Source organism: Streptomyces sp. BB1-1-1 (genome assembly GCF_031597775.1).
GTDB lineage: Bacteria > Actinomycetota > Actinomycetes > Streptomycetales > Streptomycetaceae > Streptomyces > Streptomyces thinghirensis.
This window is the reverse complement of record NZ_CP134203.1, coordinates 1,733,981-1,755,370: the sequence shown is the minus strand read 5'-3', so window position 1 is coordinate 1,755,370 and position 21,390 is coordinate 1,733,981. Positions and strand designations below refer to the sequence as shown.

Annotated in this window: 26 protein-coding genes; 13 read left to right on the top strand and 13 right to left on the bottom strand. The window is 73.3% G+C overall.

Going from position 1 to position 21,390, the window contains the following annotated elements; all coding sequences use genetic code 11:
* Positions 1 to 47 precede the first annotated feature (47 nt).
* Positions 48 to 1,697, bottom strand: a complete 1,650-nt coding sequence (locus tag RI578_RS08155) for an acyl-CoA dehydrogenase family protein (RefSeq protein WP_310870471.1) — start codon at positions 1,695 to 1,697, stop codon at positions 48 to 50.
* Positions 1,698 to 1,796: 99 nt separating this feature from the next.
* On the opposite strand from RI578_RS08155, the gene RI578_RS08150 reads away from it, so the two are divergent.
* Complete coding sequence (locus RI578_RS08150) at positions 1,797 to 2,930, top strand: YihY/virulence factor BrkB family protein (protein WP_310870470.1); 1,134 nt, start codon at positions 1,797 to 1,799, stop codon at positions 2,928 to 2,930.
* Between the two features lie 22 nt (positions 2,931 to 2,952).
* On the opposite strand, the gene RI578_RS08145 is transcribed toward RI578_RS08150, so the two are convergent.
* On the bottom strand, positions 2,953 to 3,807 hold the full coding sequence (locus tag RI578_RS08145; RefSeq protein ID WP_310870469.1) for an NmrA family transcriptional regulator: 855 nt from the start codon (positions 3,805 to 3,807) through the stop codon (positions 2,953 to 2,955).
* Positions 3,808 to 3,934: 127 nt separating this feature from the next.
* Here RI578_RS08145 and RI578_RS08140 point away from each other — a divergent pair, with 127 nt between their 5' ends.
* Positions 3,935 to 4,867, top strand: coding sequence for an AraC family transcriptional regulator (locus RI578_RS08140; RefSeq protein WP_310870468.1), 933 nt, complete (start codon positions 3,935 to 3,937; stop codon positions 4,865 to 4,867).
* A gap of 10 nt (positions 4,868 to 4,877) precedes the next feature.
* On the top strand, positions 4,878 to 5,570 hold the full coding sequence (locus RI578_RS08135) for a helix-turn-helix transcriptional regulator (RefSeq protein WP_310870467.1): 693 nt from the start codon (positions 4,878 to 4,880) through the stop codon (positions 5,568 to 5,570).
* On the opposite strand, the gene RI578_RS08130 is transcribed toward RI578_RS08135, so the two are convergent.
* On the bottom strand, positions 5,550 to 5,954 hold the full coding sequence (locus RI578_RS08130) for a VOC family protein (protein ID WP_310870466.1): 405 nt from the start codon (positions 5,952 to 5,954) through the stop codon (positions 5,550 to 5,552). The genes RI578_RS08135 and RI578_RS08130 overlap by 21 nt on opposite strands.
* A 148-nt stretch (positions 5,955 to 6,102) precedes the next feature.
* Here RI578_RS08130 and RI578_RS08125 point away from each other — a divergent pair, with 148 nt between their 5' ends.
* Positions 6,103 to 6,432 (top strand): hypothetical protein, encoded by a 330-nt coding sequence (locus RI578_RS08125; protein ID WP_310870465.1) that lies wholly within the window; start codon positions 6,103 to 6,105, stop codon positions 6,430 to 6,432.
* A 30-nt stretch (positions 6,433 to 6,462) separates the two neighbouring features.
* On the opposite strand, the gene RI578_RS08120 is transcribed toward RI578_RS08125, so the two are convergent.
* Positions 6,463 to 7,092, bottom strand: a complete 630-nt coding sequence (locus RI578_RS08120) for a VOC family protein (protein ID WP_310870464.1) — start codon at positions 7,090 to 7,092, stop codon at positions 6,463 to 6,465.
* Positions 7,093 to 7,152: 60 nt separating this feature from the next.
* On the opposite strand from RI578_RS08120, the gene RI578_RS08115 reads away from it, so the two are divergent.
* Positions 7,153 to 7,806, top strand: coding sequence for a hypothetical protein (locus tag RI578_RS08115; RefSeq protein ID WP_310870463.1), 654 nt, complete (start codon positions 7,153 to 7,155; stop codon positions 7,804 to 7,806).
* A gap of 41 nt (positions 7,807 to 7,847) precedes the next feature.
* Positions 7,848 to 8,492 (top strand): ThuA domain-containing protein, encoded by a 645-nt coding sequence (locus RI578_RS08110; protein WP_310870462.1) that lies wholly within the window; start codon positions 7,848 to 7,850, stop codon positions 8,490 to 8,492.
* Here the strand turns inward: RI578_RS08110 and RI578_RS08105 are convergent.
* The 5 genes from RI578_RS08105 to RI578_RS08085 all read right to left on the bottom strand — a co-directional run bounded on the left by RI578_RS08105 (position 8,489) and on the right by RI578_RS08085 (position 11,635).
* The gene (locus RI578_RS08105; protein ID WP_310875704.1) at positions 8,489 to 9,385 is read right to left on the bottom strand and encodes an ABC transporter permease; all 897 of its coding nucleotides are present in this window, start codon (positions 9,383 to 9,385) and stop codon (positions 8,489 to 8,491) included. The genes RI578_RS08110 and RI578_RS08105 overlap by 4 nt on opposite strands.
* A gap of 47 nt (positions 9,386 to 9,432) precedes the next feature.
* The gene (locus RI578_RS08100; protein WP_310870461.1) at positions 9,433 to 10,347 is read right to left on the bottom strand and encodes an ABC transporter ATP-binding protein; all 915 of its coding nucleotides are present in this window, start codon (positions 10,345 to 10,347) and stop codon (positions 9,433 to 9,435) included.
* Entirely contained in the window at positions 10,344 to 10,703 is a 360-nt protein-coding gene (locus RI578_RS08095) for a transcriptional regulator (protein WP_310870460.1), read from the bottom strand. The genes RI578_RS08100 and RI578_RS08095 overlap by 4 nt, the downstream gene beginning before the upstream one ends.
* Positions 10,700 to 11,212 carry a hypothetical protein gene (locus tag RI578_RS08090; protein ID WP_310870459.1) on the bottom strand — a complete coding sequence of 171 codons (513 nt, stop codon included), beginning with the start codon at positions 11,210 to 11,212 and terminating at the stop codon, positions 10,700 to 10,702. Before RI578_RS08090 ends, RI578_RS08095 begins: the two co-directional genes overlap by 4 nt.
* 84 nt (positions 11,213 to 11,296) lie before the next feature.
* Positions 11,297 to 11,635 carry an STAS domain-containing protein gene (locus RI578_RS08085; RefSeq protein ID WP_310870458.1) on the bottom strand — a complete coding sequence of 113 codons (339 nt, stop codon included), beginning with the start codon at positions 11,633 to 11,635 and terminating at the stop codon, positions 11,297 to 11,299.
* 160 nt (positions 11,636 to 11,795) lie between these two features.
* Between RI578_RS08085 and RI578_RS08080 the strand changes: the two genes are divergently transcribed.
* Positions 11,796 to 13,292, top strand: coding sequence for a carboxylesterase family protein (locus RI578_RS08080; protein ID WP_310870457.1), 1,497 nt, complete (start codon positions 11,796 to 11,798; stop codon positions 13,290 to 13,292).
* Here RI578_RS08080 and RI578_RS08075 read toward each other — a convergent pair.
* Both RI578_RS08075 and RI578_RS08070 read right to left on the bottom strand, forming a co-directional pair.
* Positions 13,249 to 13,422, bottom strand: a complete 174-nt coding sequence (locus RI578_RS08075; RefSeq protein ID WP_079160081.1) for a DUF397 domain-containing protein — start codon at positions 13,420 to 13,422, stop codon at positions 13,249 to 13,251. The genes RI578_RS08080 and RI578_RS08075 overlap by 44 nt on opposite strands.
* Positions 13,419 to 14,321 (bottom strand): helix-turn-helix transcriptional regulator, encoded by a 903-nt coding sequence (locus RI578_RS08070; RefSeq protein WP_310875703.1) that lies wholly within the window; start codon positions 14,319 to 14,321, stop codon positions 13,419 to 13,421. The genes RI578_RS08075 and RI578_RS08070 overlap by 4 nt, the downstream gene beginning before the upstream one ends.
* 28 nt (positions 14,322 to 14,349) lie before the next feature.
* Between RI578_RS08070 and RI578_RS08065 the strand changes: the two genes are divergently transcribed.
* Positions 14,350 to 14,811, top strand: coding sequence for an ATP-binding protein (locus tag RI578_RS08065; protein ID WP_310870456.1), 462 nt, complete (start codon positions 14,350 to 14,352; stop codon positions 14,809 to 14,811).
* Here RI578_RS08065 and mmuM read toward each other — a convergent pair.
* On the bottom strand, positions 14,777 to 15,685 hold the full coding sequence (mmuM, locus tag RI578_RS08060; protein ID WP_310870455.1) for a homocysteine S-methyltransferase: 909 nt from the start codon (positions 15,683 to 15,685) through the stop codon (positions 14,777 to 14,779). The two genes, RI578_RS08065 and mmuM, sit on opposite strands and share 35 nt — an antisense overlap.
* Positions 15,686 to 15,847: 162 nt before the next feature.
* On the opposite strand from mmuM, the gene RI578_RS08055 reads away from it, so the two are divergent.
* From RI578_RS08055 to RI578_RS08035, 5 genes are all read left to right on the top strand, one after another.
* Positions 15,848 to 16,684: a CPBP family intramembrane glutamic endopeptidase gene (locus RI578_RS08055; protein WP_310870454.1), complete on the top strand. Its 837-nt coding sequence runs from the start codon at positions 15,848 to 15,850 to the stop codon at positions 16,682 to 16,684.
* Positions 16,681 to 17,877, top strand: coding sequence for a histidine kinase (locus RI578_RS08050; protein WP_310870453.1), 1,197 nt, complete (start codon positions 16,681 to 16,683; stop codon positions 17,875 to 17,877). The genes RI578_RS08055 and RI578_RS08050 overlap by 4 nt, the downstream gene beginning before the upstream one ends.
* On the top strand, positions 17,874 to 18,533 hold the full coding sequence (locus RI578_RS08045; protein ID WP_310870452.1) for a response regulator transcription factor: 660 nt from the start codon (positions 17,874 to 17,876) through the stop codon (positions 18,531 to 18,533). The genes RI578_RS08050 and RI578_RS08045 overlap by 4 nt, the downstream gene beginning before the upstream one ends.
* Before the next feature lie 139 nt (positions 18,534 to 18,672).
* The gene (locus tag RI578_RS08040; RefSeq protein WP_310870451.1) at positions 18,673 to 19,770 is read left to right on the top strand and encodes a glycoside hydrolase family 43 protein; all 1,098 of its coding nucleotides are present in this window, start codon (positions 18,673 to 18,675) and stop codon (positions 19,768 to 19,770) included.
* On the top strand, positions 19,767 to 20,879 hold the full coding sequence (locus tag RI578_RS08035; protein ID WP_310870450.1) for a rhamnogalacturonan acetylesterase: 1,113 nt from the start codon (positions 19,767 to 19,769) through the stop codon (positions 20,877 to 20,879). Before RI578_RS08040 ends, RI578_RS08035 begins: the two co-directional genes overlap by 4 nt.
* Here RI578_RS08035 and RI578_RS08030 read toward each other — a convergent pair.
* Entirely contained in the window at positions 20,824 to 21,360 is a 537-nt protein-coding gene (locus RI578_RS08030; RefSeq protein ID WP_310870449.1) for a hypothetical protein, read from the bottom strand. The two genes, RI578_RS08035 and RI578_RS08030, sit on opposite strands and share 56 nt — an antisense overlap.
* Between the last annotated feature and the right edge of the window lie 30 nt (positions 21,361 to 21,390).

The following is a 21,390-nucleotide window of genomic DNA, read 5'->3' as shown; positions in this document are numbered from 1 at the left end:
GGTGGTGCCGTGTCGGCGCAGCACCACCCCCGCGCCACCCGGTGGGATCAGGCCACTGCCGGCGGCCGGGCCCGCTCCACCACCGACGCCAGGTCCAGCGTGGGCGGCAGCGTGCCGAAGGCCGCGCCCCCGTCACCGCCCAGCCGCGCGGCGCAGAACGCGTCGGCGACCTCCGGCGGTGCGTAGCGGACCAGCAGCGCGCCCTGGAGCACCAGCGCCAGCCGCTCCGCCAGCCGCCGCGCCCGCCCCTCGGCGGCCCCGAGATCGGCCAGCTCGGTCAGCAGGCCCCTGATCGCCGCGTCCAGCCGGTGATCGGCGCCGCGCGCCAGACCCACCTCCGTAAGGTACGCGTCCAGCGCCAGCGGCTCCCGCCCGAGCGCCCGCAGGATGTCCAGCGCCTGCACGTTGCCGGCGCCCTCCCAGATCGAGTTCAGCGGCGACTCGCGCACCAGCCGGGGCATCCCGGACTCCTCCACGTACCCGTTGCCGCCCAGGCACTCGGCGGCCTCCACCGCCACCGGCGCACACCGCTTGGTCACCCAGTACTTGGCCACCGGCACCGCGATCCGCAGCAGCGCACGCTCTCGCTCGTCACCGCCCTCGGCGGCGTCGTAGGCCGCCGCCAGCCGCACCGCGAGCGTGGTGGCCGCCTCCGACTCGATCGCGAGGTCCGCCAGGACGTTGCGCATCAGCGGCTGGTCGACCAGCTTCGCGCCGAAGGCCTCCCGGTAGGCGCAGTGGTGCACCGCCTGCGCGACGGCCTGCCGCATCAGACCCGCCGAACCCAGCACGCAGTCGAGCCGGGTCGCCGACACCATGCCGATGACGGTGCGCACCCCGCTCCCCTCCTCGCCGACCCGGCGCGCCCAGGTCCCCGCGAACTCGACCTCGGCGGAGGCGTTGGACCGGTTGCCCAGCTTGTCCTTGAGCCGCTGGATCAGGAACACGTTGCGGGTGCCGTCCGCCAGCACCCGCGGCACCAGGAAGCAGGTCAGCCCTCCCGGGGCCTGCGCCAGCACCAGGAAGCCGTCCGACATCGGCGCCGAGCAGAACCACTTGTGCCCGGTCAGCTCGTACGTGCCGTCCTCGGCCAGCGGCCGCGCCGAGGTGGTGTTCGCCCGTACGTCGCTGCCGCCCTGCTTCTCCGTCATGCCCATCCCGAAGAGGGCCCCGGCCTTGAGGTGGGCGGGCCGCAGTTCCCGGTCGTACACGCGGGAGGCCAGCCGCGGCTCCCACTCCGCCGCGAGGTCCGGGTCGGCGCGCAGGGCCGGTACGGCCGCGTGGGTCATCGACAGCGGGCAGCAGTTCCCGGCCTCGACCTGGGTCCACATGAGGAAGGCGGCGGCACGCCGCACATGCCCGCCCGGCCGGGACCAGGCCACGGTCAGGCCCGCCGAGACGCCCTTGCCCAGCAGCCGGTGCCAGGCCGGGTGGAAGCCGACCTCGTCGACACGGTGGCCGTAGCGGTCGTGGGTGCGCAGGACCGGCGGGTTCTCGTTGGCCTGCGCGCCCCACTCCTGGGTCTGGACCGATCCGCAGCTGCGGCCGAGACCCGACAGCTCCTCCAGCGCCTCCTCGTGCAGCCCGGGTGCCAGATGCCGCTCGACGGCGGCCGTCAGGGCCCGGTCGGCGGTGAAGACGTCGTAGCCGACCAGCGGCGGCGCCTGATTCGTCACGGTGTGGGTGCTGCCTGCCATGACCGTGAACCTACCGTGCCGGGGGCCTGCCGGGAGCCGTCACCGGCAGGAGGGCGTCAGTGGATGAGTGGGACCCCCGGCGACGGATACCTTTAGGTCGTGCAGCCAGCAAGTGAATCCCCCGAACGGCCCTCCGGCCGGCTCCATCGCGCCCGGGTCCTGTACCGGAACGTCTCCAAACGCAGGACCGCCTGGCTGCTGCTCAAGGACACGGTCAACTCGTGCATGGAGTACCGCATCCTCGGTCTGGCCGCCGAGGCCGCGTTCTTCACCCTGCTCTCGGTGCCGCCCCTACTGCTGAGCCTCCTCGGCCTGCTCGGCTACGTCGACTCCTGGATCGGCGCCGACACCACCGAGAGCCTGCGCACCAACATCCTGGACGCCTCCCGCGCGGTGCTCTCCGAGAAGGGCGTCCAGCAGATCACCGAGCCCATCCTGGACGACGTGATGAAGGGCGGCCGGCCCGACGTCATCTCCATCGGCTTCCTGTTCGCCCTGTGGTCGGGCTCCCGCGCGGTGAACGTCTTCATCGACACCATCACCGTGATGTACGGCCTGGACGGCGTCCGGGGGATCGTCAAGACCCGCCTGATGGCCTTCCTGCTGTTCCTGGTGGCCCTGCTCATCGGGTCGATCGCGCTGCCGCTGATGGTGGCCGGTCCGGACGCGGTGGTGCGGATCGTGCCCTGGTCGACGACGGTCGTCCAGGTGCTCTACTGGCCGGTCGTCATCATCCTGTCCATCGTGTTCCTGACCACGCTGTACCACGTCTCCGTGCCCGTACGGTCACCGTGGATCGAGGACGTGCCCGGCGCGCTGGTCGCCCTCGGCATGTGGGTGCTCGGCAGCTTCCTGCTGCGCATCTACCTCACCAACACCGTCGAGGGCCCCACCATCTACGGCTCGCTGGCCGCGCCCGTCGCCGTGCTGCTGTGGATCGGCGTGTCCGCGTTCGCCGTGCTCGTCGGAGCCGCGGTCAACGCGGCCATCGACCGGGTCTGGCCGGCCGCCGCCACCGCGGCCGCCCGTGAGGCCAACGAGCGGCTGCGCCAGGCCCAGGTCGCCGAGTACGTGGCCCGCACCGCCGCGAACGGCGAGGCGGACCCCGACATGCCCTCCGAGTTCCCGGAACGCTGGTCCCGCTTCCTGCCCCCGGAGGACGTCACGTCCCGCCTGCGCACCCACGTGAAGAACACGCCGCCCGCCAACCACAACAAGCCCGAGGCCTCGTAACCGGACCGCCCTCCCCGCCCTCCTAGGACCGGCCGGACGGGCCCGGGGCCCAGGCCCCCGCCGCCGCGCCCTCCCGCACGAAGTCCCCGAAGTCCCTCGGCGCACGGCCCAGCACCTGCTGGACACCGTCCGACAGATGCGCGTTGCGGCCGTCGAGCAGGGCGCCGAACAGCTCCACGAGGAACGCGACCTCCTGCTCGGGCACCCCGAACCCGGCCAGGGTCTCGCCGTACTCGTGCGGCGACACGGCCCGGTACGTCAGCGCGTGACCCGTCTCCTTCGCGATCTCGGCGACCGCCTCCCCGAAGGTCAGCAGCCGCGGCCCCGAGACCTCCAGCACCCGCCCGGCGTACCGGTCGCCGGAGGTCAGCGCCGCCACCACCACGTCCGCGACGTCCCGCAGGTCCACGAACGGCTCCCGGGCCTCGTCACCGGCCGGGAACACCAGCTCCCCGCGCTGCCGCAGCTCCGCCACCAGCGGCCCCTCGCTGAAGTTCTGCGCGAACCACGCGGCCCGTACGACCGTCCAGTCCGCGCCCGCCCCGGCCAGCGCCTCCTCGGTGGGCCGCGCCTGCTCCTCGCCGCGCGCCGACAGCAGCACCAGCCGCCGCACGCCGAGCCCGGCCGCCTCCCGCGCCAGTGCCCCGACCGCCCCGGCGGCGTCGGGGGCGCCGACGTCGGTGGGGTGGGCCAGATAGGCCGCGTCGGCGCCGCGCAGGACGTCCGCCCAGGTCGACCGGTCCCGCCAGTCGAAGCCGGTCGCCCGGGACGCCGCCCGCACGGTCAGCCCGGCCGCCCGCGCCGCCTCGGCCACCCGCCGCCCGGTGCGACCGGACGCCCCCGTCACGACGACCGTCATGTTGTCTTGGATATTCATGCCTGCCGTGTCTGCTGTGGCTGTCATGGCTGTCATGGCTGTCATGGCTTCAGTCAACTGCCGGGCGCCGTACGTTCCCATCGCCGAACGGCTCGTTCCCATACGCGTGCGTCTACGCTGGGACGCCATGGACGCACTCGCCGGTCTGCTGGAGGGCCCCCGCGCCCGGGGCGCGTTCATGATCCGCGCCTGTTTCGACCCGCCGTGGGCCGTGCGCATCGAGGACCGGGCGCCGCTGACGGTGATGCTGATGGTCCGCGGCGACGCCTGGATCGTCCCGGACACGGGCGAGCGGCTGCGGCTGCGGGCCGGCGACCTCGCCATCGCGCGCGGCCCCGACCCGTACACCTGCGCCGACGACCCCGGTACCCCGCCGCAGGCGGTGATCCTTCCGGGCGGCGTGTGCAGCTACCCCGACGGACGACCCCTCAACGGCTCGATGGACCTCGGCGTGCGCACCTGGGGCGACCGCCCCGACGGCGGCGCGGTGCTGCTGATCGGCACCTACCTGGTCCGGGGCGAGATCGGCGGCCGGTTGCTGGACGCCCTGCCGCCGCTGCTGTCCCTCACCTCCGACCAGTGGGACTGCCCGCTGACGCCCCTGCTGACGACGGAGGTCACGCGGGACGAGCCGGGGCAGGAGGTCGTCCTGGACCGGCTCCTCGACCTGCTGGTCATCGCCGCGCTACGGGCCTGGTTCGCCGGTCCGCGGGCCGAGCCGCCCGCCTGGTACCGGGCGCTGGGCGATCCGGTCGTCGGCCGGGCGCTGCGGCTCATTCAGGACGACCCGGCGCGCCCCTGGACGGTGGCGTCGCTCGCCGCCGAGGCCGGGGTCTCCCGCGCCGCGCTCGCCCGGCGCTTCACCGACCTGGTGGGCGAACCCCCGATGGGGTATCTCACCGGCTGGCGCCTCGCCCTCGCCGCCGACCGGCTGCGCGACACCGAGGACACGCTCGGCGCGATCGCCCGCCAGGTCGGTTACGGCAGTGCGTTCGCCCTGTCCACCGCCTTCAAGCGGGTGTACGGCGTCAGCCCGCAGGAGCACCGGACACCGGCGTAGCCTGGCAGGCGTGTACGCGGAACGGGCGTCCCGGCTGACCGGCGCGGTGGTGTGGACCAACACCCCGACCGCACCCGGCGGCCCGGGGCGTGTCCTGCCCGACGGCTGCATGGACCTGCTCTGGTACGACGGCCGGCTGCTCGTCGCGGGCCCCGACACCCGCGCCCACGTCACCGAGGGCGCCCCCGGCCCCTGGGCGGGCGTCCGCTTCTACCCCGGCACCGCGCCCGCCCTCCTCGGCGTCCCCGCCCACGAACTGCGCGACCGGCGCGTCGAACTCGCCGACCTCTGGCCGGCCCCCCGGGTGCGGCGGCTGACCGCGCGGGTGAACGCGGCCCGCGACCCGGCGAGCGGCCTGGAGGAGGCGGCGCTGTCCCGGGCGGCCGACACCGAGCCCGCCGACCCGATGCTGCGCCGGATCGTGACCGCCCTCGACGCCGGCCGCCCGGTGGCCGACACCGCCGACGAACTCGGCATCGGAGCCCGCCGGTTGCACCGCCGCTCCCTGGCCGCCTTCGGTTACGGACCCAAGACGCTGGCCCGCGTACTGCGGTTGCAGCGCGCCCTCGCCCTGGCCCGGGCCGGCACGCCCCTCGCCGAGACGGCCGTCCGGTCCGGTTACGCGGACCAGGCCCATCTGACGCGGGACGTGCGGCGGTTGGCGGGCGTGTCACCCGGGGAACTACTCGGCCGGCGTGGATAGCGGCGCGAACAGGTCGACGCCGTGGCCGTCCGGGTCGTTCACGACGGCGTAGCGCTGCCCCCAGACGGCGTCCCAGGGCTTGAGTTCGCCGTGGCACCCGGCGCCGGTCAGCTCGTCGTAGAGCGCGTCGACCTCGGCGGGTGTGTCGCACAGCAGGGCGAGCGAGTGCCGCCCGCCGCCGGCCGGCGGCTGCCATCCGGGGTGGAAGGAGCGGACGGTCTCCTCGGTGTCGAGCAGCAGCCGGATCCCGCCCGGCAGCTCGGCCTCGGCGTGCGGCTGGTCCCCGGCGTCCTCGGGGAACGCGAAACCGAGCCGGCGGTAGAAGGTCACGGACGCGGCCATGTCGGAGACGACGAGGCCGATGGCGTTGAATCGTGCGGTCATGGGGTCACCGTAGGCAGGGCCCGGCGGCCCGGTCTTGAAGGAATCGGACACGCGGGAACGGGTCCGGAAGGGCCGCCGGGAGGGGCCTTGCCTCAGAAGCCCCTCAAGTCACTTGAACCGCACAGGTCACGGCAACGACCATGGCTCCATGTTCGGACGCGGCAGACAACCGGAACTCAACGTCCTCGTCCTGCGCGACGCGGACGTCATCGCCCACGGCATCCGTCAGGCGCTCGCCGAGGCGACGCCCGAGCAGCGGCCCGGGCTGGAAAACGCCGCCGCCCTGGTCGAGCGGGCCGCCGCGGCCTCCGACGCGGAGCTGCGCGCCCGCTGGGTCCACGAGCGCTTCGCCATGGCCGGTTACCAGGGCCCCGCGGACTCCGTGCAGGCCGTCAAGGTCCTCCGCGAGGCGGCACCCGGCCTCAGCCTGCTCTCGGCCGTCCAGCTGACGAAGGACGCAGCGGCGCACCGACCCTGACCCTGGAGCGACGGTCCCGTCCCGGCCGCCTCACGGCGGGCCCAGCGACACCGGCCCCCGCGGCGTGTCCACCGTGCAGCACAGGCCCGTCGGACCGGTGGTGAGCGGGAGCGCCGTGCCGAGCGCGGACAGCGGTGGGCGGATCCCGGCAGGGTCGGGCGCGGTCGCGGTGAGGGCCAGCAGGGGAGTGACGGGCAGGCCCGCCGAGGGGTGGGGCGTGGTGCCCCAGTCGATGAGGAAGGGCACCAGGCCGGAAGGGTGGACGCCGTCGGTCAGGCGCCACTCCAGGAGCGTACCGTCGGGCCGGCGGCGGCTCATCGGGCGTACCGCGCCGGGGTCGTGGCCGCGCGCCCGGGCCGCCAGCACGGCCGCGTCCAGGTCGGGCGGGCGGATCGCCCAGGACACGAACCGCGGGGCGGTGAGCCGCTCGAGCCACGAGGGGCGCGGGCCGTCCGGCGGGGACTGCTCCGGGTCGGGGCCGATGATCTCCAGGTAGCCGGTGCCGCCCAGCCCGACCAAGTGGTTGCGGGTGCCCGAGCCGAGGTGCGAACCGCCGGGCGCGGGGGCGACACCGGTGCGCCGGGTGAAGTCGGCGACGGTCGCCGCGAGATCGGGGGTCGCCAGGACCAGGTGGTCCAGCAGGGCGGGAAGGGCGTTCATCGCGGCCGAGCGTAGGCGGCCCGGCCCTGCTGTGGAACACCTGTGCGGCAGGATGGCCGCATGATTCGTCCCACGCGCGTCCTGCCGGTGCTGCTGCTGGCCCCGCTGCTGCTCACCGCCTGCGGCTCCGAGAAGGCCGACGCCGACCCCGCGGCCGGCCCCACCGCAAGCGTGACCGAGGCCGCCGACCAGGGTGAACTCGACGCCCGCGCACAGGCGCTGGGCGTGGCGCCCGAGCTGGTCTACGTCACCGAAGCCCCCGGTTTCACCCTGGCCCAGCAGTCCGTCGGCGTACTCGGCGACGACGGGTTCTCCGCCACCTGGGTCTCCCGCGAGACCGGCGCCCACCTGCGTCTCTCCGTCGACCGGGGCTCGATCACCGACGGCACCTGCCCCGAGCAGCCGGTCGGCGACATGTCCGGCGAGCGCACGGCGTGCGAGCGGGACGGCGACGTCTGGTACCGCACCGGCGCCGGACGACACGAGTACGCCGTGCCCGAGGAGGGCCATGTCGTGCGCGTCTCCGCCGAGGCGGACGCCGTACCGCGCGACGTCCTGCGCGAGGCAGCCCTGGGCGCCCACCGCCCCGACGCCTCCGAGGCCGCCGCCCTCCTGCCCTCCGCCGAACCCGCGCCCAGCGCACCGGTGGAGCGCGGCGACCTGCCCTCGTTCGGCGACGGGGCACCCGACAACAACGTGGACGTGGGCGGCTGACCCGGTCCCACCGCCCGGTCCGGCCGTCTAGGGTCGGCGCCATGGCCCCCCGACTGCTCCTCTACACGCGTACCACCGCCTACCGCCACGACTCCATCCCGGAAGCGGTCGACGCCGTGGGGACGCTGGGGGAGTTCGAGGCCGACCACACCGAGGACCCGGCCGTCCTCGAGGGGCCCCTCGACGCCTACGCCGCCGTCGTCTTCCTCTCCACCAGCGGCGAGGTGCTCACCCCGGCCGGGCGCACCCGGCTCGCCGAGTACGTCGAGTCGGGCGGCGGCTTCGTCGGTGTCCACGCGGCGGCCTGCACCGAGGACGACTGGCCGTACTACGGCGAACTGCTCGGCGCCCGCTTCGACCGGCACCCCGCCCACCAGCCGGGCCGGGTGCTCGTCGAGGACCGCGACCACCCCGCGACCCGGGACCTGCCCGCCGTCTGGGAGTTCACGGACGAGTGGTACGACTTCCGCACCAACCCGCGCGGCGCGGTCCGGGTCCTCGCCCGCGCCGACGAGTCGTCGTACGAGGGCGGCGGCATGGGCGCCGACCATCCACTGGTCTGGTGCCGCGACCAGGGCGCGGGCCGCGTCTTCTACACGGCCCTCGGCCACGCCGCCGACGCCTACACCGACCCGGACTTCCGCGCCCATCTGCGGGGCGGCATCGACTGGGCGGCCAGGCCCTAGACGGACATCGCCCCGCTCCGTGCGGCCCTGCGGTGGCGCGCGGTCAGGCGGGAGCCGGACTCGCGGCGGGCCGCGCGGCGCAGGAGGGGTACGGCGAGCAGGAACCCGAGGACCGTCCAGGCGGCCAGTACCAGGGCGACCATGGGCAGCTCCCAGGAGCCCGCGACCTCGGCGGCCCGTGCGGAGTCCGGCAGCAGCGCCGAACGAAGCCCCTGCGCCATCCACTTGAGCGGGAAGACCGAGGCGACCTGCTGGACCGGCACGGGCAGCGAGGTGATCGGGAAGACCGCTCCGGAGGTGAACAGCAGCGCCATCGTGGGCAGCATGATCAACGCCAGCGCCTCGCGCGGGTTGGGCAGCACGGCGCCGATGGCCGCGCCCAGCGGCACGACGGCGAGCAGCCCGAGCGTGGTGACCCACAGCAGTGTCAGCCAGTCGCCCGGCCCGCGCGGCAGCGGCCCGTCCACCAGCAGCGCCGCGGCAGCCAGGAGCAGGGCCAGGGTGCCGGCCGCCATGACGACCACCAGCAGGCACTTGGCGATGAGGTAGGCCGGTATTCCGCCGGGCGTCGCGCGCAGTCGCAGCAGGGCGCCCTCCTCCCGCTCGGTCACGAGAATCTGCGGGAGGTTGATCAGCCCGATCTGGAACAGCAGGTAGGCGGCGAAGCCGGCGAGTACCAGGTGGGCCATCGGGGTGTGGGTGCCGGGCACGTCGTCGCTGATGTAGGCGGCGATCAGCAGTGCGACGACCACGTTGCTCAGGTGGCCGGACATCTCCTTGGGGTTGCGCAGGAGGTGCCGCAGCTCGATGCCGCCGCGGAGGAGGCCGGCCCGCCAGTGGTGGCGGGCGGGGCGGCCCGGCCGCTTCGTCCCTCCGGGCGTCTCGTCCGTCATCTCCGCCTTGTCGGCCGTACTCGTCTCGTTCGTCATGTGTGTCCCCCTCATGCGGCCCGTGCCTCCCGGTCCGCGGCCTCGTCCGTGCCGTCGGCCGCCCGGTGCACCATGTGCAGATAGGTGTCCTCCAGCGTCGGGCGGCGGACCTCCAGGTCGGTGATCGGGCCGTCCGCGTTCCGGTGGAGCTCCCAGACCAGTTGTGAGGGGTCGTCGGTGCGTTCGCGGCGGGGCGTCCCGTCGTCGGCCGTCCAGCGGACCTCGGCCCGGGCGGCGGCCCGACGGGCCAGCTCCGACGGGGTGCCGCAGGCCCGGATCCGGCCGCCGACCAGCATCGCGATCCGGTCGGCGAGCCGCTCGGCCTCCACCAGGTCGTGGGTGGTGAGCAGGACGGTGACGCCTTCGTCGCGGGCCAGCCGTTCGACCAGGAGGTGGAACTCGCGCCGTGCCTCGGGGTCGAAGCCGGTGGTCGGCTCGTCCAGGAAGAGGAGTTCGGGGCGGCCGACGATGCCGAGCGCGACGTCCAGCCGCCGGCGTTGGCCGCCGGACAGCCGGTTCACCTGCCGGTCGGCCTGGTCGGTGAGGCCGACCAGGGCCAGCAGTTCGGCCGGGTCGCGCGGGTCGGGGTAGTACGTCGCGAAGTGCGTCAGCAGCTCGGCGACCCGCCAGCGGGGGTGGTCGCGCCATGATTGCAGGACCAGGCCGATACGGCCGCGCCAGGTGTCGTCGCCCCGCTCCGGGTCCGCGCCGAGGACGCGGACCTCGCCGGCGGAGCGCTGCCGGAAGCCCTCCAGGATCTCGACGGTGGTGGTCTTGCCGGCGCCGTTGGGCCCGAGCAGGGCGAAGACCTCGCCGCGGTGGACGTCGAGATCGATGCCGTGGAGGACGTCGACGGCCCCGTACGCCATGGTCAGGTCGCGCACCTGGATCACGGGCTGGGCGGGCGAGTGCTCGAACCGCGTCATCGTGCTGCCTCCGAGTGGTGCTGCCGCTGTGGCTGTGGTGCCTCCTCGGCCGCCGTCGTGGGCCCGGCGCCCTCGACGATCGCCCGGAGCGCCGCCACATGCCCCTCGAAGGCGGTGCGGCCGCGGTCGGTCAGCCGTACCTTCGTGCGCCGCTTGCGGCCGCCGCCCTCCTTGTGGATCTCCAGGTATCCGGCCTCTCCCAGGGTGTGCAGTTGTTTGGAGAGCGCCGAGTCGCTGAGCGAGAGGCTGTCGCGGACGAACGCGAAGTCCGCCCACTCGGTGGTGGCGAGCAGCGCGACCACCGACAGCCGGGTGGCGGGATGGATCAGCTCGTCGAAGCCGGCGGGAATGCTCATCGCCCGGCCCCCTCGCGGGCCGCCCGTTCGCCGCTGCCCCGCAGCGAGCCCGCCGCCCAGCGGTTCGTCGGCCCGACGAAGACCAGGAACACGGCCGCCGAGACGGTGGCCTGGACGAGGCCGGAGAACATCGGGTCCAGTGGTTCGAGCAGGCGGCCGGACAGTACGACGGTCCCGGCGGTCACCACCGCGGCCGCGACGAACGCGGCGAGCATCCGCCAGTTGGAGCGGGAGTGGTGCAGTCGCATCCGGCTCCTGCGGCTGTGCACCACGGCCAGCGCGCTCAGCAGCCCGACGTACGCGGCGAGGACCAGCCAGACACCCCACCGGGGCAGATCCAGGCCCAGTACGGCCAGGAAGACCCACATGATCGCGGCCGTGACGTAGTTGGTCCACGGACGGCCGGACGTGGTCCGCTCGAACTCGTCGTACACGCGCTCCTGCGGCACCCGGATGCGCTGCAGGTCCCTCCACGCCTGTTCGGCGTCCACCGGCGTGCTCACGACCATCCCCTCCCCATGACGGACTCTACTTTCCCGCTGGGAAAGTTATCCTCGACTTTCCTGGAAGGCAAGTCAGGGGGCCGGGGCGCGTTACTCCTCGAAGGTGGCGACGGTGTCGAGACCGGCGTGCCGCAGGGTCCGGTGCACGGCCGGGCGGGCCCCGCGGACGGTGATGGCGGCCGGTTCCGGGGCCCGGGTGACCGCGCGCAGCAGCGCGTAGGCGCAGGCCAGGTCGATGTGGTGCAGGTCGCTCATCTCCAGCGTCCACGTGCCCGGCTCCCGCAGACGGTGGTCGAGGAGGAGTTCCTCCAGTACGCGCAGCCCGTGGGAGTCCAGGTCGCCGGAGAACGCCAGCACGGCGTGCTGCCCGTCGGCCTCCGCGATCCTCACGGGGGCGGGCCGGCTCGGGCGGTGAGGGTCGACGGTCACGACGGCCTCCTCGGCAGCGCATGGCGGGCGTGCGTGTCCTCCATTGTCCCTCAGTCGCGCACAGCGGGACGTGCGGAGCGGATCTCCGGAATAGATCGGCTCGCCGCGCCGCTATGACATGCGCAGTGCATCAGTGCGGCGAAGGGCTGGTGAGCGCGTGATGGCAGACCGGGCGAACCCCGTGGTCGGTACGCCGCACGGGGCCGTACGCGGCAGATACGAGCACGGCATCGCCGTGTTCCGGGGCATCCAGTACGCGGCGCCCCCCTTCGGACCCCGCCGGTTCCGGCCGCCTGTGCCGCCCGAGCCCTGGGACGGAGTACGCGACGCCGGCTCCTTCGGCCCCACGGCGCCGAAACCGCCGTACTCCGAGGCCTTCGCCCAGTACCTCTCCGACCCGGCGATCCCCGGCGACGACTGCCTCAACCTCAACGTGTGGACCCCCGAGCCGGGCCCCGGCGCCCGCCTGCCGGTCCTGGTCTGGCTGCACGGCGGCGCCCTCACCAGGGGCTCCTCCGCCGTACCCGTCTACGACGGCCGCACCTTCGCCCGGGACGGCGTGGTCTGCGTGTCGGTCAACTACCGGCTGGGCGTCGAGGGCTACGGACTGTTCCCCGACGCCCCCGCCAACGCCGGCCTGCGCGACCAGCTCGCCGCCCTGAAGTGGGTGCACGAGTCGATCGCGGCCTTCGGCGGCGACCCCGACCGGGTCACCCTCGCCGGGCAGTCCGCCGGAGCCATCAGCACCGGCGCCCTCCTCGCCGCCCCGCGGGCCCACGGCCTCTTCCGGCGGGCCGTGCTGCAGAGCGGTGCCCCGGAGGCCGCCGACCGCGACAAGGTGCGGCGGATGGTCCGCCGCATGGCCTCCCGCCTCAAGATCCCCGCCACCGCCGAGGCCTTCGCCGCCGCCGACCGCGACCAGCTGCTGCGCGCCCAGGCCGAGGTGGGCAGGCTCAGCAGCCCCGTACTCGGCGGACCTGCCTTCGGCATCGTCGTCGACGGGGACGTGCTTCCCCGCGATCCGCTGGAGGCGCTCGTCGAGGGCGGGGCCGCACCCGGCGTCGACCTGCTGATGGGCTGGACCCGCGACGAGTACCGGCTGTGGCTGGTACCCGGCGGCCTCCTCGAACGCGTCGACCGGCTCGGCGCCGTCGCCCTCGCCGGTGCGCGCGCCCGCGTCCACTGCGGCAACGAGGTCGTACGCGGCTACCGCGCCGTGCACGCCGGCGCCGCCGAGACCGTCGGTCAGCTGGTCACCGACCACCTGCTCCGCATCCCGATGCACCGCCTGGCCGACGCGCGGCCGGGATCGTCGTACGTCTACGAGTTCGCCTGGCCGTCCGGCCTGCCCGGCCTCGGCGCCTGCCACGCCCTGGAACTGGGCTTCGTCTTCGATTCCGGGGACACGCCCGATTCGCGCAGGCTCGCGGGCGAGGGGGCTCCGCGGGAGCTGGCCGACGCGATGCACGGGGCGTGGGTGCGGTTCGCGGAGTCCGGGGACCCGGGGTGGACGGCGTGGGACGCCACGCATCCCGTGCGGGTCTTCGGCGACGGCGCCCCGCACACGGCGTTCGGGCCGCGCGACGCCGAGTTCGACCTGTGGCAGGCCGACGTCACCATGCGAGGAATGCGGTCCAGGCGGCTGGTTCGACGGTGATGGTGTCGCCGACGGTTGTTTTGGAGTCGCGGATGTGGATGGTGGTGGGTTGGATGGCGACTTCTACGCAGGCGCCGCCTTCGCTTCCGCTGTAGCTGGACTTGAACCACTTGAGTTCGGTGCCGCTCATGCTTCTCCCAGAAGACGATCCAACATGGCCCTCGTCTCCTCGGTGTTGAGGGCCTGCGTTCGCAGCATCGCATACTTCTGAGTCAGGATCCCCACCCCATCGGGATCGGCGATCAACTGGCTGCCCCGCTGAGTTTCCATGTAGGCGAGCCGCTGGTATTCGGGTGTTTCGAGCAGGATGAACGGGCCATCGAGTCCGGCGTGGGAGGTTCGGCCGAGTGGCAGGACCTGGAGGGTGATTCCAGGTACGTCGACGTGCTCCCGCAGCTTCCGCACCTGCTCGACGTATACGTCGCGTCCGCCCAAGTGGTCTCGCAGCGCGGCCTCCCAGATGACGAAGCTCACGGTGGGCGGCACTTTGCGGTGAAGAATTGATTGACGGTCGATGCGACCAGCGACCAACTGCGCGATCGAGTCGTCGTCATAGACCGGTACCCGGCTCCGGAAGACGGCTTGGGCGTAGGCCTCTGTTTGCAGCAGACCGGGAATGGCCAAACCCTCATACCACGAGATCGCGAAGGCCTCCCGCTCCCTGTCGATGTACTCCTCCGCCCACAACGGAACCAGATCCACCTCCGGCATCCTGCTCAACGCAGTGGACAACGCCCCCTTCGTCCCCAGCAATTCGTCGAGCTGCTCGGCGAGGTCCGGCTTCAGTGGCCGTCTGCCCTGCTCGATCGACGCGATCTGCTGCTCGCCGATGACGAACCTCTCGCCCAGCGACCTCTGCGTGTGTCCGGCCGCCTGGCGGTAGAGGGCGAGCAGCGCCCCCACCATCTTCATCGCGGAGGCGTTCCTCCGTGTCGTCGTGCCCATGAGGTCGAACTCCCCACCCGCGCGCGTACGTTCACCGTCGCGCACCCGTACAGACCGGCCGTACGGCAGCGCGCTCTGTCTCATCATGGCCACGGAGCGTGACCCTCGTCACGTGAACAAGGAAACTCAACCCCCGTCCCCACGTGAACGCCTCTACCGCCGGGAACGCCGGTCGGTCCCCGCCGCGCGGGCGTTCGCGCGGGAGGCCCTCGCCGAGTGGGGCATGCGCGAGCGTGCGGACGACGTCGTGCTGTGCGTCAGCGAACTGGCGACCAACGCCCTGCTGCACGGCGTACCGCCCGGCCGGGGCTTCCTGCTGCGCCTGCTGCCGTACGGCGACGGTGACGGCGTCCGCGTCGAGGTGCACGACAGCGGGGACGGCGTACCGGCGATGCCGCAGGCGGAGGAACGGGAGCCCGGAGAGGGCGGGCGCGGGCTGCTGCTGGTGTCGGAGCTGGCGGACAAGTGGGGCGTGGGGGAGCGGGGCCCCGGCAAGATCGTGTGGTGCGAGGTGGGCGCCGCCTGGGCGCGGCCACCGGTCACGGCGAGGACAGCGCCGACGCGATCGACGTGATCGTGTCAGGGCCCACCCGGCAGCACCCGCCGACCAGCCGGGCACCGGCCGCCCGCCAGTCCCGTACCCGCTCGGGGGCGAACGACGAACTCCCCCGCCACGCCCGCGCCTGGGCGTCCCACGCCTCCCCGCTGTTGGGATAGACGACGACCGGCTTGCCGGTGACCCGGGCCGCGGTCTCGACCGCGCCCGCCACGTCCTCTGGGGCGCAGCAGTTCACGCCCACCGCGATCACCTCCTCCGCGTCCGCCGCCAGGGCGAAGGCCTCCGCCAGCGGCTGACCGGCGCGGGTCCGGTCGCCCGCGACGGTGTACGACAGCCAGGCCGGCACGCCCAGTCCGCGTACCGCCCGCAGCAGTGCCGCCGCCTCGTCGGTGTCGGGGACCGTCTCCAGCGCGAGCACGTCGGGGCGTGCGGCGGCCAGCACCTCGAGGCGCGGCCGGTGGAAGCGCTCCAGTTCACCGGCGCCGAGCCCGTACCGGCCGCGGTACTCGGAGCCGTCCGCGAGCATCGCCCCGTACGGGCCGGCCGATGCCGCCACCCACAGCGGACGGGCCGCCCCTGCCCGGCGGGCCGCGTCCCGGGCCAGCTCCACGCTGAGAGTGAGCAGTTCGGCGGCCCGCTCCCGCCCGATGCCGCGCCGGGCGAAGCCCTCGAAGGTGGCCTGGTAGCTGGAGGTGATCGCCACGTCCGCACCCGCCTCGAAGTAGGCGAGATGCGCCTCGGCGATCGCGCCCGGCTCCTCGGCGAGCAGCCGGGCCGACCACAGTCCGTCGCTCAGGTCGTGCCCGGCCGACTCCAGTTGGTTGGACAGCCCGCCGTCGAGCACGAGCGGGCGGCCGGAGGCGAGGGCATCGGCGAAGTCGCTGGTCATGCCGCCAGGCTAGCCAGTACGCGCGGGGACGCGGGGGGCTTGTCCCCCGTGCGAGCTACGGCCGGGTGTCCACCGTGAGGTGACGATCTTCGGCCGCCGGATCCGTAGCGTCCAGTGCAGTCCGCGGCACTCCGGCCGCGGTCCTGATCAAGGAGTTTCCCCGTGAGGTTTGTCTGGCAGTTCCTCGCCGTCATGGTGGTGTTCGCCATCACCGGCAGTGCCGTCGGCGCGGTGAAGGACAACGACTGGCTGTCGCTCGTCGTCGGTCTCACGTCGGCCGCGCTCGCGATCCTCGTGTACGCGTGGGTGGTACGGCGCACCGAGCACCGGGCGGCCCTGGACGTGGCCCGGGAAGGCGCCGCCGCCAAGACCGGCTGGGGGATACTGATCGGTGTCGGCATGTTCGGTGCCGTCATCGCGAACCTCTACGTCGCCGGTCACTACGAGATCGACGGCCTGGCCTCGCCGGCCGGGGCGGTGGGACTGGTCGGCTTCATGGCCGGCGCGGCCGTGGCGGAGGAAGTGGTCTTCCGCGGTGTCCTGTTCCGGATCATCGAGGAGCGCACCGGCACGTACATCGCGCTCGTGCTGACCGGCATCGTGTTCGGCCTCATGCACCTGTTCAACGAGAACGCGACCCTCTGGGGCGCGATCGCCATCGCCATCGAGGCCGGCTTCATGCTCGCCGCCGCCTACGCCGCCACCCGCAACCTGTGGGTCCCGATCGGCGTGCACTTCGGCTGGAACTACGCCGCGGCCGGCATCTTCAGCACCGAGGTGTCCGGCAACGGCGCCAGCCAGGGTCTGCTCGACACCGCGACGTCGGGGCCGGAGCTGCTCACCGGCGGCGGGTTCGGACCGGAGGGCAGCGTCTACGCGATCGGCTTCGGAGCACTGCTGACGATCGTGTTCCTGTGGCTGGCCCACCGGCGCGGCAACATCAAGCCCCGTTCCGGGCGAGCCGTGCGTGTCAACTCCACCGTTACACTTCCCCGGTGATCGACCGTCGGCGGGTTCCGGAGCTGTGGCACCGGCTCGACGTCACGGTCCGGGACCTCCCGTTCGGGGTGCTGCTCCTCGTCGCGTCGTTCCTGCCGGGGCTGCGCGGCAACGGGACGGAGGTCGGCGGCCTGCCGACCCAGCCCGTCGACACGCTGGGCGGCGTGGCGGCCGTGCTCCAGTGCCTTCCGCTCGCCCTGCGCCGGCGGTGGCCGGCCCTCTGCCTCGCGCTGGTCCTCCTCGGCTTCGCCGTCGACCAGCTCAACGGCTACCACCTGGTCGCGGGCACCGCGCTGCCCATCGCGCTGCTGAGCGCGGGCTCCTACCTGGAGCGGTACCGGCGCGTCACCCTGTTCGTCCTGTCCGCCGCGTACGTGCCGCTGGCGGTCGCGCTCCACCGGCGCGGTCCGGGTGAACCGCCGGCCGAGTTCGTGACGTTCTACCTGGCGGTCGCCCTCGCGTGGGGCGTCGGCGCGTGGATGCGCTCCGCCCGGACGGCGGAGGCCGAACGCCGCGGCCGCGTGGCCGAGGACGCCCGCGCCGCCGAACGCGGCCGCATCGCCCGCGAGTTGCACGACGTCGTCACCCACCATGTGACGGCGATGGTCGTGCAGGCCGAGGCGGCACGGTATCTGACCGCCGCGCCCGAGCGCCTCGACCAGACCCTGACCGCCGTCAGCGACACCGGCCGGCGGGCCATCACCGACCTGCGGCACCTGCTCGACCTGCTCAACCCCGATCACGGCACCGGCCACGACCGCGGCGGCGATCACGGCACCGACCACGGCACCGAGGCCAGGACGCCGCCCGTCGGCAGACTGCTCACGCTCGTCGAGCAGACCCGCCGCGCCGGGCAGCCGGTGGAGTTCACCGAGGAGGGCACGCCGGCGGCATCGACCGGCAGCGCCGATCTCGTGGCCTACCGGGTCGTGCAGGAGGCCCTGACGAACGCCCTCAAGTACGACCACGGCAGCCGCACCTCGGTGCTGGTGCACCATGGCGAAAGGGAGATCACCGTGGAGGTCGGCACGGACGGTTCCGGTTCGCCGGCCGCGTCACCCGGCGGCAGCGGACGGGGCCTGGCAGGGCTGCGCGAACGGGTCGACGTCCTGGGCGGCGACTTCGACGCGGACCGCCGGGCGGGCGGCGGCTTCGTCGTCCGGGCCCGGATACCTTCGGGGAGCCCGTCGTGAGCGCACCGGTCCGCGTCCTGGTCTGCGACGACCAGGTACTGATCCGCACCGGCCTGGCGACGATCATCGACGCCCAGCCCGACCTGGAGGTGGCGGGCGAGTGCGGGGACGGGCAGGCCGCGGTCGACCTGGCCGGCGAACTGCGCCCGGACGTCGTGGTGATGGACGTACGCATGCCGGTGCTCGACGGCATCGAGGCCACTCGCCTGCTGGCCGGTGCCGGGGTGCGGCACCCCGTCAAGGTGCTCGTGGTGACGACGTTCAACCTGGACGAGTACGTGTACGAGGCGCTGCGCGCGGGAGCGAGCGGGTTCCTGCTCAAGGACGCGCCGCCGGACCGGCTGCTGCACGGCATCCGGACCGTGGCCATGGGTGCGGCACTGCTGGATCCGGAGGTGACGCGGCGGCTCGTGGGCCGGTACGCCGCCCGCATCCGGCCCGCCCGTGGCACCCCGAACGACATCCCGCTGACCCCCCGGGAGACGGAGGTCCTCCGCCTCATCGCGGACGGCCTCTCCAACAGCGAGATCGCCGCCGCCCTCGTGATCAGCCCCGAGACCGTCAAGACCTTCGTCTCCCGCATCCTCACCAAGCTCGACCTGCGCGACCGCGTCCAGGCCGTCGTCTACGCCTACCGGCACGGGCTGGTGGCCTGACGCGCGCGCCGCGAGAGCAGCGGTGCCGGACCCGTTGACCTCTCCTCGTCACACCCTTACCTTTTCGACGTTCGTAATTACAGATGGTGTTCGACACCACGAACAAATCGTGTCGTGCACCCCCGTCGAGAGGCCCCGCATGAGCCGCGCCGACGATCAGCCCGTACAGCCCGCCCAGCCCGCGGCACCCGGCCGACGCCTGCTGTTGAAGGGTGCCGCGGCCGCGGGAGCCCTGGCGGCCGTCCCCGCCGTCGCCTCCGCCTCGTCCGCCGCCCCCGGCAGGTCGGCCCCGTACGTGAACCCGCTCGTCCGCAACCGTGCCGACCCGCACATCCGCCGGCACACCGACGGCTTCTACTACTTCACGGCGACCGCCCCCGAGTACGACCGCATCATCCTGCGCCGGTCCCGCACCCTGAACGGCCTCGCGACCGCCCACGAGTCCGTCGTCTGGCGCAAGCACGCCACCGGCGACATGGGCGCGCACATCTGGGCGCCGGAGATGCACCGCGTCGGCGGCAAGTGGTACATCTACTTCGCCGCCGCGCCCGCCGAACGCGTCTGGGACATCCGCATCTGGGTCCTGGAGAACTCCCACCCCAACCCCTTCCGGGGCACCTGGGTGGAGCGGGGCCAGGTGAAGACGGCCTGGGAGACCTTCTCCCTCGACGCCACCACCTTCACCCACCGCGGCACCCGCTACCTCGCCTGGGCCCAGTACGAGCCCGGCATGGACAACAACACCGCCCTGTGGCTGTCGGAGATGGCGAACCCCTGGACGCTGAAGGGCCCGCAGATACGGCTCTCCACGCCCGAGTACGACTGGGAGTGCGTCGGCTTCAAGGTCAACGAGGGCGCGTCGGTCATCGCCCGCAACGGCCGCCTGTTCATGACCTACTCGGCCAGCGCCACCGACGCCAACTACTGCATGGGCCTGCTGACCGTCGACGCGGACGCCGACCTGATGGACCCCGCGAACTGGTCGAAGTCGCCGGCCCCCGTCTTCACCAGCAACGACACCACCGGTCAGTACGGTCCCGGCCACAACTGCTTCACCGTCGACCGGGACGGCCGCACCGACGTCCTCGTCTACCACGCCCGCCAGTACAAGGAGATCGACGGCGACCCGCTGAACGACCCCAACCGGCACACCCGCGTCCAGAAGCTCGGCTGGAAGGCGGACGGCACCCCGGACTTCGGCGTCCCGGTCGCCGACACGGCGAGGGGACGGGCGTGAGACGCTTCGCCGCCACGTCGGCGGTGGCCGTCACGCTGGCCGCCGGTGCCCTGACGGTCGTACCCGCTCAGGCCCGGGCCCAGGACCAGGCACCGGACCGGCCCTCCGGGACGGCCAACTGCACGGCTGCGGCCTGCCACTTCGACGTCCCGCCGGGTACGTACGACGTCAAGGTGCTGCTCGGCGGCGAGGACGCCGCCGGTACCGCCATCGGCGGCGAGAGCAGGCGGGCCCTGCTTCCCGAGACCGCCACGGCGGCCGGCGAGCGGATCGCCCGCAGCTTCACCGTGGACGTCCGCACACCCGAGGGCGAGCCCACCGGGCCCGACGGCAGCCCGGGCCTGGACCTGACGATCGGCGGGTCGGCGCCCGCCCTGGCCGATATCAGGGTGACCCCGGCCCGGCACGCGCGGCAGATCATCCTCGTCGGGGACTCCACGGTCTGCGACCAGCCGGGGGAGCCGTACTCCGGCTGGGGGCAGCAACTGCCGCGGTACCTCCGCAAGGGCCTGTCCGTCGCCAACCACGCCGACTCCGGGGACAGCACGGTCAGTTACCTGGCCGATCAGCGGCTCTGGGGTACCGTCCGGTCGCGGATTCACCCGGGTGACCTGGTGCTCGTCCAACTCGCGCACAACGACAAGACGACGGACGAGGCCACCTACCGGGCCAACCTTCAGACGCTGGTGGCGGGTGTACGGGAGCGGGGCGGCCGGCCCGTCCTCGTGACACCGGTCGTGCGCCGCTGGTTCAACGCCGACGGCACCCTCAACAACGGCACCGCGCTGCTCGTCAACGGTCTCGGCGTCGACCACCCGGCCGTCGTCCGCTCGGTCGCCGCCGCCGAGGACGTGCCGCTGATCGACCTGACCGCGAAGACGAAGGCGCTCGTGGAGTCCCTGGGCGTGGAGGGCTCCAAGGCCCTCTACCTCTACGACGAGAAGCGGGACAACACCCACACCTCCGCGCACGGCGCCACCGTCTACGCGGGCCTGGTCCGGGACGGGCTCGTCGACCAGCACCTGGTGCCGCGCGGTGCCGTACGGGCGGGACTCAGCCCTGCAGCCGGCTCCGCATCTGCGACAGGCGCCGGTCGAAGCGGAGGTTGAACCAGGTCAGCCAGCCCAGGAAGGCGACTGCCAGGGCGAGGGTCAGGCTCCCTGCGGTGACGGAGCCGGAGATGAACCATGCGACCGACGTACCGGAGAAGACGACAACCAGGAGCGGGAACGCCCACCAGCGGTTGCGCCGCAGCCGCCGCTGACGGGAGTCGACCAGCGCCGCCATGGCCTGCCGCTGTCGCGGATCCTCGGGGGGCGGCCCGCCCTTGAGGATCCGCCGTTCCATGGCGGGCACATCGCCCGGCTCCGCACCGGTGTCCCGCGCGTCGTGCCGACGGCGGCGGCGTACCAGGAACACGATCCAGACGCTCATCAGGGCGGCACCGACGAGTGCCGACGGCCACGCGTCGGCACCGTTGAGGAGCAGTCGCACCACCAGTCCCACGGCCAGTGCGACCAGGCCGATGACCGACAGTCTGTCCCGCCACTTCGGCTCGGAGAAGTCGTCGGGTCGCTCGCGTCTCTTCATGTCCACCTCTCGGGGCAGTCGGAACCTGGG